The sequence below is a fragment of the Estrella lausannensis genome (assembly GCF_900000175.1).
Lineage (GTDB): Bacteria > Chlamydiota > Chlamydiia > Chlamydiales > Criblamydiaceae > Estrella > Estrella lausannensis.
In genome coordinates this window covers 124,463-145,358 of record NZ_CWGJ01000026.1, presented here as the reverse complement: position 1 = coordinate 145,358, position 20,896 = coordinate 124,463, and the positions used below count along the sequence as shown (strand labels likewise).

Genomic DNA, 20,896 nt, shown 5'->3' with positions numbered 1-20,896 from the left:
GTTTATGGGCGATGGGCTCCAAGGCCTTGGTCACACACAGGTTGCTTATGGTCAAGGACAAGTAAGTGGGCAGCCCCAGCAGCAGGGCGCCAAGATTGGAGGCCAAGCTGAGGGTGTGACTCAAGGAGCCTCCCAAGCAGCAACCCAAACTCTCAATCCAGAAGGTTCCTCAAAGAGCGGCGTTGCCTCTCGTGTGCAGGGCAATACGAATCACGTCTCCGCTCCAAGCGATGACCAAAAAGACACACAGGAAAAATCGAGTTCTTTCCTCTCCAAGCTGACGGGCGGTATTCACAAGGCAATGCAGGAGCTAAAAGCAGGAACCTCTACCTTCTTTTCGACCACTAGCGCGGCGATGAAGGGAGAAAAAGCACAAATACCGGACGAAGAGAAAGGGGCATCTGCCACAAAAGCCGGCAATGCCGTGGGAGGAGCGCTTCGCTACGCCGGTAAAAGACTCAATGACGCCAAACAGCGAATAAATTCTTCGATAGGCAATACGCAAGAGAGAAAGCAGATTGACCGAGAAATAAAGGAAATTAAACAGAAGCTTGCGGGGTTTCAAGGTCAGTTACATGAAGCGAGAATGAAACATGCCGACTTATCACAAGTTCCCAATGATCAAGGAGGTAAGCAATTTCGTGATTTGGGCAAACTGCAATTTGATCAATTAGAAGCAAAACTGGAGCCGGAGATTTCAAAACTTAACGCAAGGCTTGAAGAACTGACTAATTCTCAAAAGCAAAACCCGAAGCTTCAGGAGAGGGCCTCTAGCGCTGCGGGAAACGCTATGAAATCCATAAAAAACTTCGCTGCCGACGCTAAAAGGGAAATTAAATTCTCTGCTGGTATTGGCCGGGCCGCTCAAGAGAGAAAGGGAGTTGATGCAAAGGCTAAAGCTGTAAAACAAGAGTTGGCAGGCGTTAAAGAGCAGTTAGCAGAGGCCAGAACTTTTCATGCCAACGCGTCGCAAATACAGGGCCCCCATGGAGAAACTGCTCGTGCACAGACCTCTGGCAAGGTAAAGGATTTGGAAGCTCAAGTGGAGCACCTCGAAGGGCAGCTTGGAAGACTAAGTGGATACCAGAGTGAAAACGCCAAACTTCAAGAGAAAATATCAGGCGCTGTGAGCAAAAAATTTGAGAGCATCAAAGAAGGAGCGAAAAAAGAACTCGACTCCATGAAGGATATGGGCGCCACGGAATACCTGAAAGCCAAAGGCCAAGCTCTGAAGGGAAGGGTAGAGAAGTTTGCTACAGAGGCTAACAAAGAACTTAAGTTATCCGAGAAATTTGAAAGTGTCAAAAAATCCGATTTGAAAGGCCGGGTTTCAACTGCGCTTGGCGACTTAACAGAAGCTGCCGGAAAAGTTGCCAAAGGGGCGAAAAATGGCTTTGAAGCTCTGGGCAGGGGTATCCGTGACCTGGTAGTCGGCAAGAAGGGAGAGGGCGAAGAAGGGGCCCGGATCAGTAAAGGACTTATTGGCCATGTCTCCGATCTGGGCAGCGCCATAAAAGCAGGCCTTCCCAGCGCTGAAACCCTCAGCGGCCTTGCCAGCGATATCGGAAAAGCCATCGCAAAACCCTTCCAGGCACTTGCCGCACTGGTCAATGATAAACCCGATGGTTTGAGTCAAAGCGATAAAAACATTCTTACAATTGCCGATTTCTTCAGACCTGCGAACACTGAAAAATACCAAAATTCACATTTGGTATTTTTATCGGAGACGAACGAATTCAAAATACTTCCTAAAAGCAAAAAAGTACCTGCAGACGCCATCACTGATCCTGCAAAAGTAACAGAACTAGTAGTAAATGCTATCAAAAACAAAGCTGAAGAGTTTGCATCTGATGGAAAAGTGGCTGCTGCGCAAAATTTCACCCCGATTGGTGGAGGAAGAAACTTTGGCCTGAGTACGATTCCGCAGTGGATGGAAGGATCTTATAAATTAGACAAAAATCAGAGTCTTAAAGTACTAGCTAGCGTTATGGCTGGCCAAAACCTTGGTGTAGCCAGAGACAATGCAAAAGTATTTGAAGAGAACAAAGGCATATTGACAACTCTTTGGAAGATTTCAGAAATGCCCGATGATTGGAAAATTGAGGGAGCATCAGACACAATAGGAACATCCCTACCAGCTGCTGAGTTATTTGGAATCAAAAAGAGCAACAATTTTTTGGGTGAGATCGCAAATGACGCTGTTGCTAAAACTGAGGCTAATCTTATAGATATGACCGGAACTGCAGAGAAATTGCGACAAGGGAAATTGGCAGAAGCAGAAGCAAAACTAAAAGAATTAGATACAAAATTCGCTAATGGCGAAATAGATGAAACAAAATACAAAGACCTCAAGGGAAAAGCTGAGTCAGCAATAAATAAGTGGAAAGATCCCGATGCAAACAGTCTTGCTGAACTTCTGTTTGCACCAACAGCAGTATCTCAAGCTTTTAATCAATCGGCCGTGGAAGGGATGAGAAAAATGTTCGATAAATACTGCGATAATAATATCGGAAAAAGCTACCAACCAGCAGCTAAATGGGTGTCTGAAAACTCACCGGGTTTCGCCATCTACGCGAACTGGAACGCAGAACTCAATTCAAAACTGGATAAACTGAATTTGGGCAGTTACGTACAAGATAGAAAGGAAATCAATGATCTATTTGAGGCTGCTGGATCAAACACCGAAAAATTGCCCGATTTAATGAATAAAATTGATGAGTTCGTAAAAAAATACCCACCTGAAATTGTTCAACAAAATAAAGATGCGCTGAAACAAATCCAAAAAGACATGGGTAAACCCATTCCTATGATTGTCAAAACTAGTCATCCGGATCACCCAGGAAAAATTCTTCCCGACTCGGTTTTCACTTCCGATCAAACATGGCTTGAACCAACTCCTCAACAGTTGGCCGATGCAGAAATTTGGAAAAGATGGCAAACATCAAAATAGTCTGTTTATCATCAGATAATTCATTTAGCTGATTCTATTGCTCCTATTTCAAATTTAGGGTATAATAGCTCTTTTCTTTAAAGAAACAAGATGGAATACCCACAATGGCGAAGTTAATTTTTGAACATAACGGCGATGAAACTGATTTGCCGGACGGCTGTCCTATTGCCGAAGCTTGCGAAGAGGCAGGAGTGCCTTTTGCCTGTACAGAAGGCGTTTGCGGCACTTGTGTCATCGAAGTGAAAGAAGGGATGGAAAACCTCTCCGCTCCCACGCAAGAAGAAGAGGATTTTTTAGGAGACGGCACTTCAAAGGAACGCCTCGCTTGCCAGTGCAAAATTAAGGGCGGATGCGTTAGAGTCACGTTTTAACCACACAAATTAAAGGTTTTTTATATGTCATGTTCAAACAAAAAAGAGATGGGTTCTTGCTCGACCTCCAGGCAGACAAGCTCCTGCTCGACACAATCGAGCGACAAAGTGATTGAAAAACCGATCATCCACCGCGAGATGACGATCGAAGAGATTTTAGGCTCCTACCCAAGCAAAGCACAGAAGCTGGCGCAAGAGCTAACGCAGGCCGGCCTTCATTGCGTAGGCTGCCAGGCAGCAACTTGGGAGACCTTGGAAGCAGGCATGCTCGGACACGGCATGAGCGAGAGCTCGATCGACGCTTTAGTCCACCGCCTGAACAAGGTAATTCAGGAAGAGAGCGATCCGAACAGCATCACGCTGACTAAGCGCGCTGCTTCGAAATATCTGGAAATTCTGGAAGAAGATGGTAAGCAAGGCTATGGCCTTCGCCTTGCCGAGAGAATGGCCGGATGCAGCGGTTTTGAGTACGCGTTGGATTATTCTGAGAAAGCGCAAGCCGATGACCAGGCGTTTCTTTCACAAGGCATCGAGATCCACGTGAACAAGAAGATGGTTCCGCGTCTGATCGGGACAGAGATCGACTACATCGACGGCCTACAAGGCTCGGGCTTTAAGATCTCCAACCCGAATGTACGCTCCTCCTGCGGCTGCGGCTCTTCCCACGGCTATTAATTCATCTCCGTTTGACTTGGCGTGAGCCAAGTCAAGGCTGATGCCAGAAAGCTTGCTTTCTGGCATTTTTTTTGCCCTTTTTCATTCCTATTTTTCGGATTCCAAAGGGCCGGCCCTTTGGCGGGGTCCAAGGGGCGGCGCCCCTTCTTCCCTTTCTCCCCTCTTCCTCTACCCGTGCAATGTCCTGCCGATGGCGGTGAGGGCAGCTTCTTTTACCGCTTCCGAGAGGGTAGGATGGCCGTGAGAGAGATAAGCTATTGTATCCGTCGATTCCTTTTTCTCGATGGCGAGGGCTGCTTCGCCGATCATTTCCGAGGCTCGTTCAGCGAGTATGTGGACACCGAGGAGCTGTTTTGTCTCTTTGTGGGAGAGAACTTTGACCAATCCTTCGGTCTCGGAGGAGCTTCTTGCGCGAGGGTTGCCGCGGAGATAGGAGACGCCTTTGGTGTAGGGTATTTTGAGCTCTTTCACTTCGTCTTCTGTAAGGCCGACGGCGGCAGCTTCTGGATTTGTGTAGACGATGTTGGGGATGGCAAGGTAGTGGACCGGCCGGGGCGTGCCACTAATGAGGTCGGCAACGGCGATGCCCTCATCGGAAGCTTTGTGAGCGAGCATAGGACCGTCGATAACATCACCGATGGCCGACACAAAGGGGTTTGTCGTGCGGAAAGAAGAGCTGACCGCCACCTGGCCTCGTGAGTTGACTTCGACACCAGCCGCTTTAAGGTTGAGCGAATCGGTGCAGGGCTTTCTGCCGATGGCCACCAAAACTTTCTCTGCCGAGAAAAGCTTGGTTTCTTCAGGGAGTTTTACCGTAAGGTCGACCTTTTCCTTGGATATCCGGGCGTCTTGGACGGCGGAGGAGAGGTGGAAGATGAGGCCCTGCTTTTTAAGAGAGGTCAAGAGGTGTGTGGAGATGTCGCGATCGAACGTGGGTACGGGGCGATCCAGCATTTCGATTAGGGTGACGCTGGTGCCGAGCCGGGCCATGACGGAGGCGAGCTCTACGCCGATGACGCCGGCGCCGACGACGAGGAGCGATTTGGGCGGGCGCTTTAGGGCTAAAAGACCGGTCGATGAGAGGACAATGTCCTCGTCCAGGGGAAGAAACGGCAACGTGATCGGCTTAGAGCCTGTGGCGATGATGAAGTGCCCGGCCTTAAGCGAGTCTTTGCCGGAGAGAGTGATGGTATCTTTGGACGAGAAGGAGGCTAGAGCGGTGAATATATCGACTCCATTTTTTTTCAGAAGGGAGCGGACGGAAGAGGTAAGGCCTTTGACGACCTCTTCTTTCTTCTTCATGAGGGCAGTAAAATCGAGAGAAGGCTCTTTTACCTGAATGGCGTGATCTTTGAGGTGGTGATTGATGGTGTGATAGAGGTGCGTCGAGGCAAGGAGCGTTTTGGAAGGGATGCAACCGACGCGGAGGCAGGTGCCGCCGAGCTCCTCGTCTTTTTCGACGAGGGCGGTCTTAAGTCCATTTTGGGCAGCTCTCAAGGCGGCTACGTAGCCTCCGGGTCCGGCGCCGATCACACACACATCATAGGTTGAGGCCATGAGTATTCTCCTTGCTATAGGTCTATTAAGAGGAGCGATGGGTCTTCCAGGGCAGCTTTGATGGCGACCAGGAAGGAGACGGCCTCTTTACCGTCGATGAGGCGGTGGTCATAGCTTAAGGCCAGATACATCATGGGACGGATGACGATGGCGTCGTCGATGACAACGGGCCGCTTCTGGATGGTGTGCATCCCTAATATGGCACTTTGGGGTGGATTTAATATGGGTGTTGAGAGAAGGGAGCCGAATACACCACCGTTGGTGATGGTGAATCCGCCGCCTTGAAGGTCCTCTATAGTCAGGGTGCTGTCTCTTGCTTTCTTGGCAAGGAGGGCGATGGCCTGCTCGACCTCGGCAAAGCTGAGTTGATCGACGTTCCGCACTACCGGAACAATGAGGCCTTTCTCTGTCGATACGGCAATGGATATGTCGATGGTGTTGCGGTAGAGGATATCAGTGCCGTCGATGGAGGCGTTCACTTCCGGAAAAGCTCTCAAGGCCTTCGCAGCCGCTTTGGCAAAGAAGGACATGAAGCCGAGCTTGACCCCCGTTTTCTTCAAGAAGGCATCTTTGTGCTTTTCGCGTATTTGACTGACGGCCGTCATATCCACCTCGTTGAAGGTGGTGAGCATGGCGGTCTCTTGCTTGACTTCGAGCAGACGCTTAGCGATGACGCGGCGTATCTTGCTCATGGGCTTTCTGGTGACCTTTTCCGTAGGGGCAGGCGCCTTTTGAGGCTGTGGTGGAGCACTTTTTGCCGTCTCTTGCAAAAAGTCCTCTTTGAAATGGCGCAAGGGAGCGTCGTATTGGGGTACGGGCTCTTTTTTCTCCGGCACCTTTTCTTCTTTGGGGGCTGGAGGCGTGATTTCCGCCTGTGGAGGAGCTTTTTCCTTTGCCTCTTCTTTGGGAGGCTCTTTCGCGGCTTTTGAAGTGTCGACCGTACCGATGACAGTGCCGATGGAGACGGTGTCCCCTGTCTTTACAGTGAGGGTTATCTCTCCGGATTTTGGCGCGTAGAGGGGTTGGTTGACTTTGTCTGTTTCAAGCTCGAGTATCTCTTCGTCTTGAGCGACGATAGTGCCTGTCTTCTTAAATATTTCTCCGATGACGGCCTGAGAAATGGATTCGCCCATCGCAGGAATTTTTATTTCGATCTTCATGACGTTCCTCTATTTGTGGGACAAGGGTTCTTTTCCGGATGACCTAGCGATGTCAAACAGGTTGGGTTTGGCCTCTTTAAAGAGGGCGTTGACTATATGCTGATGCTGCTTTTTGTGCAGGGTGTGGGAGCCTGTCGCCGTGGCGGCGCTGCGCTCCCTTGCGATGAGGCGAAGCGGCATCCCCTCCGGAAGCAGGCTCTGCAAGCGAGGGATGATGTAGTCGGCCGGCCCCATGTTGCTTGGCTCTTCCTGAACGAAGAAGGCCTCTTTAAAGCCTTTGTATCTCTCGACGATGGCGGCGACTTTCTCGGCGTGAAGGGGGTAGAGCTGTTCGATGCGGATGATCGCCATGTGCGATGAGCCGGCTTTTTTTCTCTCTTCTGCCAGATCGTAGTAGAACCTACCTGATACGAAGACGATCTGATCGGCTTTCTCGGGAGGGTTCATGTCGTCAAGCACCTCTTGAAACATTCCTTTCGAGAGATCCTCTAGTGTGCTTACAGCCTGAGGATGCCTTAAAAGACCTTTTGGGGTCATGACGATGAGGGGCTTAGGTGTTTTTCTGAGTGCCTGACGGCGCAGCAGATGGAACATCTGGGCGGGCGTTGTGGGATTGACGACGTACATATTGTTCTCGGCTGACAGCTGGAGGAAGCGCTCGAGTCTCGCGGAAGAGTGCTCGGGACCCTGGCCTTCGTAGCCATGCGGCAAAAAGAGGGTGAGTGCCGACTGCTGCCCCCATTTTTGCTCGGAGGAGGCAATATACTGATCGGTAACCACCTGTCCGCCGTTGGCAAAGTCGCCGAACTGCGCCTCCCAGATCACAAGGGTGTCTTTTGCCGCCAGACTGTAGCCGTATTCAAATCCAAGGGCGGCATATTCAGAGAGGAATGAGTTGTAGATGTGAAAGGCTCCCTGCTCCGTGTGGATATTCTTCAGGGGAGTGTAGGAAGCACCATGCTCTTTTTGGTCGACGAGTACACCGTGGCGATGGCTGAATGTTCCGCGGCAACTGTCTTGGCCGACAATGCGGATCGAGCGCCCTTCATTAAGAAGCGTCGCAAACGCCAGCGTCTCGGCGCACCCCCAGTCGATGGGGCGAACCTCTTTACCAATGCCGGCCATGCTCATTCTTTCCTCAAGCAGCGTGGCAAGCTTGGGGTGGATATTGACATTTGGAGGAACTCTACCGATTTTTTCGGCGACCTTGCGGATCACCTCGAGGCTCACGTCTGTTTTAACTGGCTTTAGCATCTCTTCCCTTGCCTCATCGAACGTCGGCTCGTTAAGGCTGCCGTGTCTCGGCCTGTGGATTGCTTCGCTACGCAGGTCCATCTCCTCCTGCAGCAGATGATGAAATTCCTCTTCCAACTTGAGAGCAACCTCTTTTTCCACAAATCCGTGGCTGATGAGCTGGTCGCGAAAGAGCTCGCGGATCGACTTTTTAGAACGGATAAGCTGGTATTCCAGGGGCTGGGTGTAGGCCGGTTCATCCGATTCGTTGTGCCCGTATTTCCTGTAGCAGTTGATGTCGATAAAGACGTCGATGTGGAAGGTCTGGCGGATGAGCGAGGCAAGCTCCGTGGCGAAAATGCACGCCTCGGGATCTTCAGCATTGACGTGGAAGACGGGCGCACCGAATGTTTTGGCGATGTCGGTGCAGTAGATGGTGGATCTGCTGTCTTTCGGTAAGGTGGTGAAACCGATCTGGTTGTTGATCACGACGTGGACTGTGCCGCCTGTCTTGTAGCCTTCCAACCCGCACATCTGCAGCGTCTCGTAGACAATCCCCTGCCCTGAGAGGGCGGCATCTCCATGGACTAGGATGGGCACCACTTTATCCTCGCTGCTCTTCCCGAGAGCGTCCTGCCTGGCGCGCACCTGACCTTCGACGACCGCGTTGACGGACTCGAGATGGCTGGGGTTGGGAGTCAGGGTGATTGCAATTTCCTTCCCCTCTTCTGTTTTGACGGAGGCGTAAAACCCCTTGTGGTATTTGACGTCGCCGGAACCTTGGAAAGAGTTGGGAAGCCACCTGTCTTCGAATTCGTTGAAGATGTCGCTGCGCAACTTTCTCAAGATATTAGCGAGAACGTTCAAGCGACCCCTATGGGCCATTCCGATCACGAACTCTTCGCCTCCGGCTTTCGCAAGCGACTCAATCAGCGTAGCGATGATGGGTATGAGGGTTTCACCTCCCTCTAAAGAAAAGCGCTTCTGACCGACGAATTTAGTGTGGAGAAATTTCTCAAAGAGTTCGGAGTGGTTCAAAAGTTCCAATATACGCTTTTTAGTTTCCAGCGGCAGCTGCACCTTAAAGCGGCTGGGCTCTATCCTTTGCTGAATCCACTCTTCGAGCTCTAAGTTTTCTGTCCCCATGTACTCGATGCCGATCTGGCCGCAGTAGGTGTCTCGCAGCCAAGCGACAATCTCCTTGAGAGGCGCTGTCTCCTGAGGCATCAGCCCGCAGGTGGGAAACGAAAGGTGCATCTCGTCGTCGGCAAAACCCAGATAATTAAGGTTAAGAGGTTTTACAGGCTCCATCCCTTTGAGGTTGATAGGGTTGATTTTCGCTTCGAGGTGACCGAAGGTGCGATAGGCATTGATGAGCCTCATGATCCTGAGCTCTTGATGGAGAGAGGTAGCGGGTTCGGACTGAGCGGACGTTTCGCCTTGAGAAACCTCCTCCCTGTCGATGGATTCAAATAGCTCACGCAAATTAACGGACGCGGCCTCCCCCTTCTCTTTATACTCTTGATAAAGAGGATCGAGATAGCTTAAGTTTAAAGGAGATAGAAAAAATTGATCGCGGGCGGGCCGATCCATGCTGATCCTTGGTATCTTTTGTATTCAGATGTACAAAGAAAAAAATTTTCTTAAAAGGAAGATTATGTCGAAAGTGCCTCAAAATGTGATTTTTGGCAACGAGGACACCCCGCAATTGGAAGGTTACAAACCACCTAATATTAGAAAGATGAGGTAAATCGTAGCCTTTCAGATACCACACTACTAAACCCCAAACCCCAAATGCTGAGGCTCTGCCGGTAATATTCCATAGTCGAGGAAATAGCCCCCTTCGAGTCGAGAATCAAGGGTCTTAACCCGTTGTTTCAAGGTAGTCAATTAATGCTACGCCTGTTACGTTCTTGTTATCCCGAAAATTTTGAAAATATCGGGTTTTAGCTTTGAGAAAGCCTCGGGATTGAAAGATTGCAAATCACCTCATCTTTCTAATATTAAGTGACTTGTAATCTTTCAATCTTAGGAAGCCTTCTCTTTGCCAAAAAGCAAATTTTGAGACACTTTCGGTATCTGCCGAAACACGTCCGGCCAATTTTTAACCACTGTCCTATGATGCCCTGTATTCTGACGCAACCTCTCCGGAGGATACACCACCTGCCCTGGCAGGCGCTTTTTCTCCCGATCCTTCTTGCTTTTTTCTCCGGCTGCTCTTCGGAGGAGCAAGACGATGCCGTCGTTCAGGAAATTGTTGGTCGCTCGGGCGACTTGGATGCGCCCATCTGGCGGGTCAGGCGGCCGTCCAACTGGGAAGAGGTCAAAAGGACAGGTCCTGAACATGACACGACTTTGCCGGTGCAGGAGTGGACCATCGGTGAGGGCGATGATCTGATCAGGGTACAAATCCACAGCTTCCCGGCAGAAACGTTGGAGGCGAGGATTCCACCAATGGCACAGATAACGCGCTGGCAAAAGCAATTCCAGTCCTCCCCCCCGCCCGATCTCGAGCTGACAAGGCAAGCCTTTTCCGGATATTCGGGATACCTACTGGACGGGCGGGGCACGATCAAAGGCAGCAGCGTCCGGGTTCTCGGCTTTGCGATGAGCCTACCGGAAAGAAGCTATGCTGCCCTTTCGGCACTAAAAGGGAAGAAGTCCAGCGAGATTGCTGAAATGCGAGGCGACATCACAATCAAGGTGGTAGGCAAAGAGGAAGCTATCGACAAAAGAGAAAATGAGATCCGCTCTTTTGCAAGGTCTTTTGAACTGATCGATCCCATTCCATGATGAAAAAGCTGATAGCCAAAACATACCATTTCCTCGGCGGCGCTCTGTTCGCTGTTTTTTTACTGTTTGCCACGGCGGTTTTTGTCGCTTACGGGACAATTGTCGAGTCGAAAACAGGCTCGCATCAGCTGGCAATGGAAAGCGTCTACTCAAGCCTTCCCTTCAGATTACTCTTAGGGGGCTTTTTTCTTAACATTCTCATCTCGGCCCTCCGGCGCTATCCGTTCCGCTCCCGCCACATTCCCTTTCTTGTCACACACCTAGGCCTGCTGGTGATCATTAGCGGGCTGATCGTGAAAAGTTTCTTTGGCCTCCAGGGGATGATTTCTGTGCGTGCCGGCTCGCAAACCGGGGTGGCAATCATCCCGGAAGAGATTGAGCTTATAGCGGAATTCAAAGAAGGTGAAAGTGTCTCTCGCTACCGCATTCCCTTCCATAAAGATTACCTGGGCCGCTGGACTGCAGATAATTCCAATTCTCCTTTTACTGTCCGCATCGTTGGCAGCCGGGAGCACTCCTCACTTCATATGGACAGCTTTTTCAAAGGGGGGTTCCTTCATCTGCGAGGTCTTCGACCGATGCCCGTGACAATATTTGAAGAGGGAGTCCCCCTTTCTCCCTCAGGGAAAATTAAGATGCATCAGGGAGAGGGCGGGGTGATCGAAGTGATTGCCGTAAAGGCGGAAGAACCGGAAGCGGTCATTCGTGAAGCGCTACTTGACGCACACCTGACACTGAACGTTTTTGGCAGACCCACCCCCATTTTTTCCGGATCTTTAAGGGAAGCTATCGGCCAAGGAATCGACGAGAGGGGTATCAAAGCAACCCTCGAGCTCTCAGAGGACACCACCACTCTTAATATTGACTACGACTGCGGGAAAGGTGAGGAATCGCTCTCGTTGGATCTACCAACACTGCAAGTGACTCGTTCCGAGAAGATGCCGCTCGAGTGTTTTGGTAAGTTGAGGAGACCTCATCTCACGATGGAGCCAAAACTGCTCTTCATCAAAGACATGAGGGGCGCCATACAGATTGTCTCTTTAGACAGTGATGGGAAGTTGACCCAAACCGCGATGGGGCCCGATTGTGAAGGCGCACGCTTTCTCTCCTATGACGATGGCTTCATGGGCTATTCTGTCGAGTTACCTCTCACCTGCTCATTAATCGACAACAAAAGCTTCTCTCCTGAAAGGGCGGCTCTTTTTTTTGCTGCGGAAAGGCTCTCTGCCATGCCTGACCACCTCTTGCCGCTGCTGGTTTTTTCCACAAAAAGAGAAGAGGCTTCCGAGCTTTTGGCGCTTTTTCAAAAAACTTTTACCGAGGAGGGATTCTACTTCTACAGGGCTGCTGCTCCTCTTCCGGAAAAGGTGCGAAGAGCTCTTGAAAGGAGCTCCTTTTTTGACCAAAGAAAGGAATTGACCCGGGCCCTTGCCTTGACGACTCTTTTGACTGAGAACGCCTTGGAAAAAGCCAACGACGCAAAATCGCTGAAGGAAGCTTTTTCTCGCTCCGAAATCCCGCTGCCTCATTTAATTGATGAAGAGGATAACACTCTCTTTTTAGGGAAGCTCTCAGAGCTTGCCCTTGTGCTGGACAAGGAGATGAAAGAATCCCTTCCGGCGCCTGTCCAGTTCCCTTTGGACACAGCTACCAAGGCCAAGTTTCTCAGCCTGCTACTTCGCCTTTATGGCCTCACCTACCATGAGATTGTTCCCGAAGGCTCTTTCAATGTTCAGGATTTCATCAACAGAGAAGCGCTCTATAGCCAGATAGCGTTTCATTTCCCGTTTTTCACTGATCTGCCACGAGAAGAGGCGATGCAGGCATTTAACATAGCGGCTGCAAGTGAGAGTGCAAGCCCTGTTATGCGAGGGCTTTTAAGCGAGGCCGAGCGCACACCCTTTTTCTCCAAAGAGCTGCTTCGGGTTCTTGATATTGAAGAGGCGGACAGAATCAGGAACGTCCTGCAATCGGCCCCTCCTTACCTTGAGTCCACTGTGACGTTCCGTTTCGAGGAAAAACCGGCTGGGCAAGTGAAGGGCGAGGAAAGAGCGCCGCTATTTCTTCTGGATATCACCTGGAAAGGGACAAGCGAGCGTCTTTTGCTTTCGGCAAGCCGCGGCGGAAACCTGCTTCTCCCCTTCTTTGAAGGCCGCTTAAAGCTCGGTATCGCTCCCAAAGAGCAGGACATCCCCTATCTCGTCCGCGTGCAGGATGCACGGGAGATCGCCTATCCGGGCAGTTCTCAGGCAGAGGCTTATGAGAGTGTTCTCTACCTGCAAGACAAGAAGACAGGGAGAGTTGAGAGGAAAGAGATCGGCTTAAACCGCGTCTTCGAGACCGACGAGGGATATCGTTTTTTTCTGTCGAGCATCACACCCTCGGATGAGAGCGACGTACCTGAGGTACGCCTCGCGCTTAACTATGACCCCTCAAAGAGGCTTCTCGTCTTTGCGGGGTCAATTTTGGTGGCTCTGGGAATTGTTTTGCTCTACCTGTTCACTATCAGGAAAAAGGCTAAAATCTAGTCAATCTCCCAGTCCGAATCATCCTCCTCCTGCATCTTATGCAGGAAGGCCATCTTTTTGTAGTGATCGCTGTTGGCAATATCTGTCGGCACTACATGCACAGGTGTTTTGTCAGTAACCTCTTCAAGTTGATACGTCACTTTAGGAGCGTTCATAATGGCGCTCAACGTATCATCGAGAATAGGAGATGGATCGAACGGGGGCAAATCGTCGGTTTCCCACTCGCTATCTAACGTAGGGGTTTCGTCTATCGAATCGTCCTCTTGTTTGGCTTCGATGAACGCCAATTTCTGATTGATGATGGTCATGTTGAACATCCCCATCATCTTATCCTTTTTGGGGATAAGGGATTCGATGGTTTGTCCCGATTCTGCAAGCTTCTGCGCCTTTTTTTGGTGGTCTCCAATCGCTTTTTTCAGCAAGGCCTCCATCGGGATTTTAGGGAGAGGCCTTGTCTTTTTTCCTGTTGCATTCGTTGAGGGGGTAGTGACCGCTTTCTCAGCAACCTTCCAATTGGGTGGCGGTAATGGGGGTGGTAGTGGGGGCGAAAATGATGGCACGGGGGGCGGAAGCACAGATGGTGCGGAAACAGTCACTTCGATGTTCACTTTGGGGCTTTCGGGGCTCGTTTTATCCACTTCGATATCAATCTTGATGGATGGGATCAGAGCCATTTTTTTGTGGATAAACACGTTCGCGCCCGGGTGGATAATGCCCACCAGGTAAAGAGGGACGATGTCGACCCAGAAAAGGAGAATTTTATAAGCGTGCCAAGCCATGTGCGAGGCAGTTGAATCCTCGGGAAACATGTCGGCCAACTTCCCCTTTTCCGTGGGAATGAATCCGATCGTGTAGCGCATGAGCGTCACCGGGGCTTTTAAAGCAATCGCAAAAGCGTTGTAAAGAACGGACAAGATCATGATAGGAGGGATCGCTACCATCTGGACGGCTCTTGTCACAGCTTGCTTCACAAAGCCGCTTTCGGAGTGGTTTAGATGCTCAATACCTCTATAGAAGAGGCTGTCGACTGAATTTCTTACTGGTAATAGTTCCATCTTTCTAACTCCTAAACTAAGTTGGCTTTCGCCTTGGCGAAGAGAGGACTTGCTGTTGGGTCAAATCCCCCAAAGCCCTTCGGATGATCTTTCTTCGGTTTTACTTCGGTTTTTTTCTCTTGAACCGGAGAGGCGCGGCCGTTAGCTGCTTCTGCCTGCTTTTCCTTCCATGTTTTCAACTTGAAGGTTTTGAAGTTTTCAGGGTTCGGCGGTGGGGGGATCGAGTGCGATTGCTGCGGAGGGATCGAGTTCGATTGCGGAGAAACAACGGAAGCTTCGCCATCCTCTCTCTTTCTTTGCCGAACAAAAGAATCCTCTCGGGGGACAAGTCCCAGCACTTCATGGTAAGCGATGCCGACCTCTGGATTCAGGAGCAGAAGAGGGTGGAAAACAACGATATTAGCGGAAGTGAAAACTATCCTGTAGACGTGCCACATCATGTGCTTCATCGTCGTATCTTCAGGAAGCAGATCGGCGACCCTTCCCTCTTTAGTGGGGATGAAGCCGATGGTGTATCGAATTAAGGTCAGAGGGACCTTGATCGCGAAAGCAACTGCATTGTAAAGAGCCCCCAGAAGAGTGATGATAGGAAAGGCCACGGCGGAAACAAGACGCGTCAATCCTTGAGCGACTGTTTTTTTGTCAGAGCAGGTCCACTCTTTCAAACCATTGACAAAGACAACATCCGGAGAATAATTCACTGGCATCATGCCCATACACAACCTTTTACTTAAAAAATAATTAACATCTGTTGAATAAGCATTAATACTAACCGCAAATAATTAAGTTGTTATAAAGACAAAAACAATCAATCTTAATAGTTCTTTAATATTACACAATTTAGCGAATTAGGCGGATAGACCCCTTGAAGGCTGCAGAAGATTTGGTTTCTCTTGATTTTGGGGATGATTTTGACCAACTTTTGATTCGCTTTTTGGGGTCAAGACGCAGTATCGGATAGTGAACCAAAAAATAATCACAAGGTCGGTTCAACAAAACCCGCATCCGTTAACAGTCTTTTAAATGGGGCTAGAAATGGAAAAGAGGTTTTAGTATGGTGTCATCATGCACAATAGACACAACCCTTTAAACACCCTGAAAGTCAGTTTTATTTTCGGTCTCTTATTCCTCATTCCTCTGGGAATCTGGCTCTTTCAGACGATCAACGCCGACCCTCTGGCATCAGCACCCGTTCTCTACCAGGGACGCTATCGCCCTTTTGAAGCCTTCGTTAAAAATACTGAAGAGCGCCTCTTGGGAAAGACCTCTTCCGACCCCACGCGGGTTCTAATGCTGGAGCTAATGAATTGGCGGCAGCTTCAAGTCTTAAAATTCATCGATGTGAATCTGCCCGAAAGAAGCGAAACAAACCTGACTGCTGCTGAACTACTAAGACTGTTCGAGAGCGATGCCGGTTTTGTAAAAAAGACGCTGCCGCCGCTCATCGCCCGCTTCATCCAGCAGGAAAAACTACCCTACCAGCAAGGGGAAACTGTCAATTTGAATAACTTAGCACCGGGGCTATCGGTCAAGCTCAGAAGAGAGGGCCCCTCCCCTGCTTTGTTCATTCACAAAACTTCAAAAGCAAACAGCTGGAATCTGCTGGGGCGAGGTGAGAAGATCGAGGCGTCTTCGCTTTTCGAAGACCTTCGATCCCAGCAAGAGGCGGAGAGACTCTACCGCCTCTATCAGTTATTTTCCGCAAAAAGCAACCAACTTTCAGCTGATGCAAGACTTAACTCTTCTGCCGAGCTGGGTATGCGGATGATTCCGGGCAAAAGGCCTTCCGACCGCTGGCTACCTCTCAGCGCCTCCCTCAGCCATGATCCATCCTTCGGAACAGCCGACTTCCACCCTGAGATCCAAAAAGCAGCGGTCGCCCTGGTGGACAGCTTTGGCACGGCAGCTTTCCAGGAGAATCAAAACGCACTGGGACTCGTTTTACATCAGAGGTACCAAGATTTTCTGCTAACAACCCAGGGCAGCTTCCCGACGGCCCTTCAGCTCAAAGCGGAACTTTTTTACATCCGGTATGACCTCGTCGGTCTAACAGCTTTTCTCTATCTGACGGCAGCCGTCCTGATAGCCCTTTCCCTGAAGTGGACCGGGGCCAGATCTTACGGACTTTTCGCCTATTCCCTGGCCCTGCTGATGAACGCCTGCCTCCTTGCGCTACGAATTTATATTCTCGAGCGGCCCCCCGTCTCCAACATGCTGGAATCTTTGCTCTTTGTACCTTTTGTGGCGGCAGTCATCTCCCTGCTCTTCCTCAGAACCTTCCCGTCAAAGCTACCGCTCATTGGAGGCGCTCTCACAGCTTCAGCCCTTTTATTCCTGACGCGTGTTGCCTTCCCTGATAGCAATTTGGAGAATGCCCCGGCAGTGCTAAACTCTCGCTTTTGGTTGATCATCCACGTCTTGATGGTCGTTTCAAGCTACGCTTTCTTCATCGTCGCCTCTGCTGTGGCGCATGTGCATCTTTGGCTTAACTCAAACAAGGTAAAGAGCGACTTGGCCTCATCACTGTCGTCACTGATCCTCATTATTCTATATACCGGCACTTTTTTGCTAATTTCGGGGACGATTCTTGGAGGGGTTTGGGCGCAGCAGAGCTGGGGCAGATTTTGGGACTGGGATCCAAAAGAGAGTTGGGCTTTCATCTCAAGCTGCCTCTACCTGATCCTGATCCATCTCTATCGGTTTGGAATGATTAAAGAAGCCGGACTATCCATGGGGGCCATTGTAGGTGCGCTGTTGATTGGATTTACCTGGTATGGTGTGAACTACCTGTTAGGAACCGGATTGCACAGCTACGGCTTTGGATCGGGAGGCTCTGAGTGGTTTGTCGCCTTCTGCCTTGCCGAACTGCTTTTTATCGGCCTTGTCAGTATCAGAAAGAGAGTCGCCGCCTGATCGTGCGGCCAGTCTCTTAGAAGATGGGAGACACTCCCGTCTTTTGGCCGCCCGGCCGAGATACCCCCGGCATTAGCAATACGAGGTGACTTGTGATCTTTCAATCTTGGGGAGCTTTCTCAAAGCCAAAATCCCAAATTTTGAGATCCTTTCGGTATACTCATCCAATCCAACGACTTGCCGCAGGAAAATAAAATTAAATGCGGCTATATGTTCCTCTATAAATCAAAAAAATGCTAGACTATTTATGTGTGGGGTGTTATCCTGCGGTGCACTTTTTTTATTGCTACCGCAAAAAAGTGTTTATCTGCCTCGCGAAATGAAAACCCATCATCATTTACGTGAGGATATCCACAGGTCAGGTTTCTGACTTTTTAGTGATTATAAGGACCTGTTAACAGATTTGGATTTCGACCAACTTGCTGATGGATTGGAAAGTTGGAAGGATCACTCTCCTGCGAGAGTTAAAAGACAAATCCTACCGGTGGATAGCATTCAAGAAATGCAATAATGCGTATATCAATAAATCTTGTTTAGAGAGTGTGCGATGAGACATGTTAAAAGCGAAAGGCTAAAAAAACTCGAGCAAGAGCTTGCCGATTTAGAGCAGTGGCTAAAGATGGGACTAGTTCCTAAGAAAGACCAAGAGCGTCATAAGGAAGAAATCGAGCAGGTAAAAACCAAGATTGAAGAGGAAAAAGAGCGCCTCCACTTCCTGAAAATGAGCGGCGAAGAAGAAGAATTTGCTGCGCCCAAAAGACAGCAGCAAAGAGGCGGTTACCAAGAAATCCCCACTATTCCTGACATCGACATCGGTGACACGAGCGCCGGAGTCCATGACACAAGCGTTGACTTTGACACCGAAACCCACGATACAGAAAGCGGTGAGGGCGAGGAGCGCTCAGATGATGATGAAGAGGAAGGAGAGCACCACACTGCAACGGACGAAGAAGACGAATCCTTCTTTTCCGAGAAAAACAGATGGCGCCGCGGAGCTAAAAACATCGTCGACCCTGACGCAAATGAATGGTAATACCTCTTCCCCAGCCTGAGGAAATCAGCCTGTATTTTCATGTTCCTTTCTGCAAAAAAAAGTGCGGATATTGCCATTTTTTTGTCGTAAAGGATGACAAAGAGCTCCATGAGAGCTTAGTACAGGGGTTTATCCAAGAGATTAAAAGAGCCGCCCCCATCTTAAAAAAGAGAAAACTGGTCTCAATTTATTTTGGCGGCGGCACCCCCTCCCTTCTCTCTGCAATGCATATCGAGACCGTACTCAACGAGGTCACTAGGGCTATCGCCTTTTCGCCCTCTGATACGGAAATCACGATGGAGTTCAACCCGGAATCGTGTTCCAAAGAGACTTTTCACCATTTCAAATCTGCCGGCATCAACAGAGCCAGCATCGGCATCCAAAGCTTTGACGACGCCCTGCTTCTGTCTCTGACACGGGAGCATAGCGCCCAAAAAGGGCGTGACGCCGTCTTGGCCTCGGCCGAAGCGGGAATCGACAATATCACGATTGATCTGATGTATGAAATTCCGGGACAGACGAAGAAGTCATGGGACAACACTCTTCAGACAGCAACCGACCTGCCGATCACCCATCTTTCACTCTACAACCTCACCTTTGAGGAAGGCACTTCCTTTTATCGAAAAAAAAGCGCATTGAGCCTACTCCTTCCTTCCGATGAGGAGGCCAAAGATATGCTTTTGCATGCTGTCGATCATTTTGAGCGGGAAAACCTTCACCGCTATGAGATCTCCGCTTTTGCCAAGACCGGCTTTTACTCCCGCCACAACACCGGCTACTGGCTTGGAAGAGAATTTTTTGGATTCGGCCCGTCCGCCTTCAGTTATCTGGGCGGCAAGAGACTGCGCAATACGGAAAATCTCAAAACATATCTTAAGCTCTGCAAAGAGGGAGACAGCCCGATCGACTTCGAAGAAGAGCTCGAAAGAGAGGGCAAGCTCAGGGAGCTTTTCACAATCAGCCTTCGGCTCTCTCAAGGTGTCGCCATCAAAGAATTTGAGGAGAGGTTTATGCCACTTTCCCAAAAACTCATGGAAGAGGTGGCTAATCTGGAGAAGAAGGAATTTCTTCGCACAGATGGCGCAAGAATCTCCCTTACCGAAAAAGGGCGCCTTTTTTTCAACGACGTCGCATCCGAGTTAATCTAGCGCTCTGTCTGACAAGTTTTGCCCATCGGAGCCTTTTCAGACAAAGCACTAGCACCTAATAAGAGGAAACCTCGTTATAAATTTTCTGAAACATCTCCAACGGAAGGGACGCCAGACAACTGTCGTTTTCCGTGCCCGCCCGTTTGAAGTGGCCCGTCAAGAGCAGCCTCTGGATCTGCAGTATTTTCCGCGCTTTGAGAACAAGCTTAGGCTCTGGCAAATCCGCCCCCGGGCTAAGAGTCCCTCCCCGCCTTAGAAGAAACCGCACCATCGGAGTGTTGAATGTTTTGTGGACGGCAATCCAAAGGGCTGTCGCCCCATCAGGAACGGGCATCAGTTCGGGGATGAAAAAACCCTGTTTGACGGCAAGGTTGATATCGGCGCCATTCATGGCAAGCACCTTGGCCACCCGGAGCCCGTTATCGACCACCATGCAGTGGGCTGCATACGCAATAGGGGGCATTCCGAACATATCGCCATGGTTGACGATCTCCTTGCCATACTTGGCGATGATATGCGCAACCAACTCGACATTGCCCATAAGCGCACTTTTAGCAAGGACGGTGATACCGAAAGCGCCGCCTATTTTGGGATCGAAATCAACCACATCGGCAACCAGAATATCGAAGGCTTCATTCGTTGTGGTGATGCCAATCGCGCTGACGATTTCCTTATAATCGTCCGCCTCTTTTGTAAAGAGCGTACTAGTTGTTGTTGTCGCTACATATCCAATAGAGGTCATCTTTCACTATTCCTTTCCAATCAAAAAGACCGAGGGCCGTTTATCGAGTTGAGGTTTAGCGAGCTTCTTCCAGGTGGCTACCGACTCTGTCATCCCGCCTTCGGAAGGAAGCGTTAAGTCCCACATCACCGATAAAAGAGTGTCGTCGGCGAGGTTCTCCAGGAGCAAATTCAAGAGCGAGCCGTTGCGGTAAGGGGCTTCAATCATGATCTGGGTTGCACCGGTTGCTTTCATCGTTTTTTCCATCTCCCGAATCTTCTTGATCAGCGGAGGGTGCTCCTTCGGCAAATATCCATGAAAGGTGAAGTGCTGACCAGAAAGTCCTGAAAGCTGCAGGGAGAGCATAATGGATGAGGGTCCCGGCAAAGCTTTTACCTTAACTCCCACTTTCCTTGCGCGCATGACCAGCTTGCTGCCGGGATCTGCGATACACGGAAGGCCCGCATCGGATACAAGTCCCCATTTCTCTCCCTTCTGGATGGGCTCAAGATAAAAATCGATGTCTTCATCCTTTGTTTTTTTTGTGAATACAGCGATAGGCACTTGCGCGGCTCTGTCCTTGATAAAATGGCCCAGGAAGCGCCGTCCTGCTGTTTCACTCTCTGCAATCAGCCCGTCTAAGGAGGCTACCTCTTTTTCCACAGCGTCTGGTAAATTTTCTTTTACTGCCGCTTCTCCGATCAGGTTGGGCAAAATCACCAATGCCCCTCGTTTCAATGCCATTTATTCACTTCCTTA

15 protein-coding genes are annotated in these 20,896 nt (G+C 49.9%); 8 read left to right on the top strand and 7 right to left on the bottom strand.

Annotation, left to right across the window (positions count from 1 at the left end; all coding sequences use genetic code 11):
• Window positions 1-4 precede the first annotated feature (4 nt).
• The 3 genes from ELAC_RS09820 to ELAC_RS09810 all read left to right on the top strand — a co-directional run bounded on the left by ELAC_RS09820 (window position 5) and on the right by ELAC_RS09810 (window position 3,996).
• On the top strand, window positions 5-2,950 hold the full coding sequence (locus ELAC_RS09820) for a coiled-coil domain-containing protein (RefSeq protein ID WP_098039112.1): 2,946 nt from the start codon (window positions 5-7) through the stop codon (window positions 2,948-2,950).
• 104 nt (window positions 2,951-3,054) lie between these two features.
• Window positions 3,055-3,321 (top strand): 2Fe-2S iron-sulfur cluster-binding protein, encoded by a 267-nt coding sequence (locus ELAC_RS09815; protein ID WP_098039111.1) that lies wholly within the window; start codon window positions 3,055-3,057, stop codon window positions 3,319-3,321.
• Between the two features lie 24 nt (window positions 3,322-3,345).
• Window positions 3,346-3,996, top strand: a complete 651-nt coding sequence (locus tag ELAC_RS09810; protein ID WP_239414503.1) for an iron-sulfur cluster assembly accessory protein — start codon at window positions 3,346-3,348, stop codon at window positions 3,994-3,996.
• A gap of 168 nt (window positions 3,997-4,164) precedes the next feature.
• On the opposite strand, the gene lpdA is transcribed toward ELAC_RS09810, so the two are convergent.
• Genes lpdA through ELAC_RS09795 form a run of 3 tightly spaced genes read right to left on the bottom strand, consistent with a single transcriptional unit; the run spans window position 4,165 to window position 9,539 of the window.
• Window positions 4,165-5,553 (bottom strand): dihydrolipoyl dehydrogenase, encoded by a 1,389-nt coding sequence (gene lpdA, locus ELAC_RS09805; RefSeq protein WP_239414500.1) that lies wholly within the window; start codon window positions 5,551-5,553, stop codon window positions 4,165-4,167.
• 14 nt (window positions 5,554-5,567) lie between these two features.
• Window positions 5,568-6,713 (bottom strand): 2-oxoglutarate dehydrogenase complex dihydrolipoyllysine-residue succinyltransferase, encoded by a 1,146-nt coding sequence (gene odhB / locus ELAC_RS09800; RefSeq protein ID WP_098039109.1) that lies wholly within the window; start codon window positions 6,711-6,713, stop codon window positions 5,568-5,570.
• A gap of 9 nt (window positions 6,714-6,722) precedes the next feature.
• Window positions 6,723-9,539: a 2-oxoglutarate dehydrogenase E1 component gene (locus ELAC_RS09795; protein ID WP_098039108.1), complete on the bottom strand. Its 2,817-nt coding sequence runs from the start codon at window positions 9,537-9,539 to the stop codon at window positions 6,723-6,725.
• 525 nt (window positions 9,540-10,064) lie between these two features.
• On the opposite strand from ELAC_RS09795, the gene ELAC_RS09790 reads away from it, so the two are divergent.
• Both ELAC_RS09790 and ELAC_RS09785 read left to right on the top strand, forming a co-directional pair.
• Window positions 10,065-10,739: a hypothetical protein gene (locus ELAC_RS09790; RefSeq protein ID WP_143406495.1), complete on the top strand. Its 675-nt coding sequence runs from the start codon at window positions 10,065-10,067 to the stop codon at window positions 10,737-10,739.
• Window positions 10,736-13,267 (top strand): hypothetical protein, encoded by a 2,532-nt coding sequence (locus ELAC_RS09785; protein WP_098039106.1) that lies wholly within the window; start codon window positions 10,736-10,738, stop codon window positions 13,265-13,267. The genes ELAC_RS09790 and ELAC_RS09785 overlap by 4 nt, the downstream gene beginning before the upstream one ends.
• Here the strand turns inward: ELAC_RS09785 and ELAC_RS09780 are convergent.
• Both ELAC_RS09780 and ELAC_RS09775 read right to left on the bottom strand, forming a co-directional pair.
• Window positions 13,264-14,322 carry a hypothetical protein gene (locus ELAC_RS09780; protein ID WP_098039105.1) on the bottom strand — a complete coding sequence of 353 codons (1,059 nt, stop codon included), beginning with the start codon at window positions 14,320-14,322 and terminating at the stop codon, window positions 13,264-13,266. The genes ELAC_RS09785 and ELAC_RS09780 overlap by 4 nt on opposite strands.
• 11 nt (window positions 14,323-14,333) lie before the next feature.
• A complete protein-coding gene (locus tag ELAC_RS09775; RefSeq protein WP_143406494.1) occupies window positions 14,334-15,032 on the bottom strand; it encodes a hypothetical protein in 699 nt (232 codons plus the stop codon).
• A 355-nt stretch (window positions 15,033-15,387) separates the two neighbouring features.
• Here ELAC_RS09775 and ELAC_RS09770 point away from each other — a divergent pair, with 355 nt between their 5' ends.
• From ELAC_RS09770 to hemW, 3 genes are all read left to right on the top strand, one after another.
• Entirely contained in the window at window positions 15,388-17,235 is a 1,848-nt protein-coding gene (locus ELAC_RS09770) for a cytochrome c biogenesis protein (RefSeq protein WP_098039103.1), read from the top strand.
• A gap of 547 nt (window positions 17,236-17,782) precedes the next feature.
• Entirely contained in the window at window positions 17,783-18,268 is a 486-nt protein-coding gene (locus ELAC_RS09765) for a hypothetical protein (RefSeq protein WP_098039102.1), read from the top strand.
• Entirely contained in the window at window positions 18,262-19,416 is a 1,155-nt protein-coding gene (hemW, locus tag ELAC_RS09760; protein ID WP_098039101.1) for a radical SAM family heme chaperone HemW, read from the top strand. The genes ELAC_RS09765 and hemW overlap by 7 nt, the downstream gene beginning before the upstream one ends.
• Before the next feature lie 55 nt (window positions 19,417-19,471).
• Here hemW and ELAC_RS09755 read toward each other — a convergent pair whose 3' ends face one another.
• Together ELAC_RS09755 and ELAC_RS09750 are read right to left on the bottom strand one after the other, a co-directional pair.
• The gene (locus ELAC_RS09755) at window positions 19,472-20,158 is read right to left on the bottom strand and encodes an ankyrin repeat domain-containing protein (RefSeq protein ID WP_098039100.1); all 687 of its coding nucleotides are present in this window, start codon (window positions 20,156-20,158) and stop codon (window positions 19,472-19,474) included.
• 6 nt (window positions 20,159-20,164) lie between these two features.
• Window positions 20,165-20,881 carry an SAM-dependent methyltransferase gene (locus ELAC_RS09750; protein WP_098039099.1) on the bottom strand — a complete coding sequence of 239 codons (717 nt, stop codon included), beginning with the start codon at window positions 20,879-20,881 and terminating at the stop codon, window positions 20,165-20,167.
• Window positions 20,882-20,896: the final 15 nt, after the last annotated feature.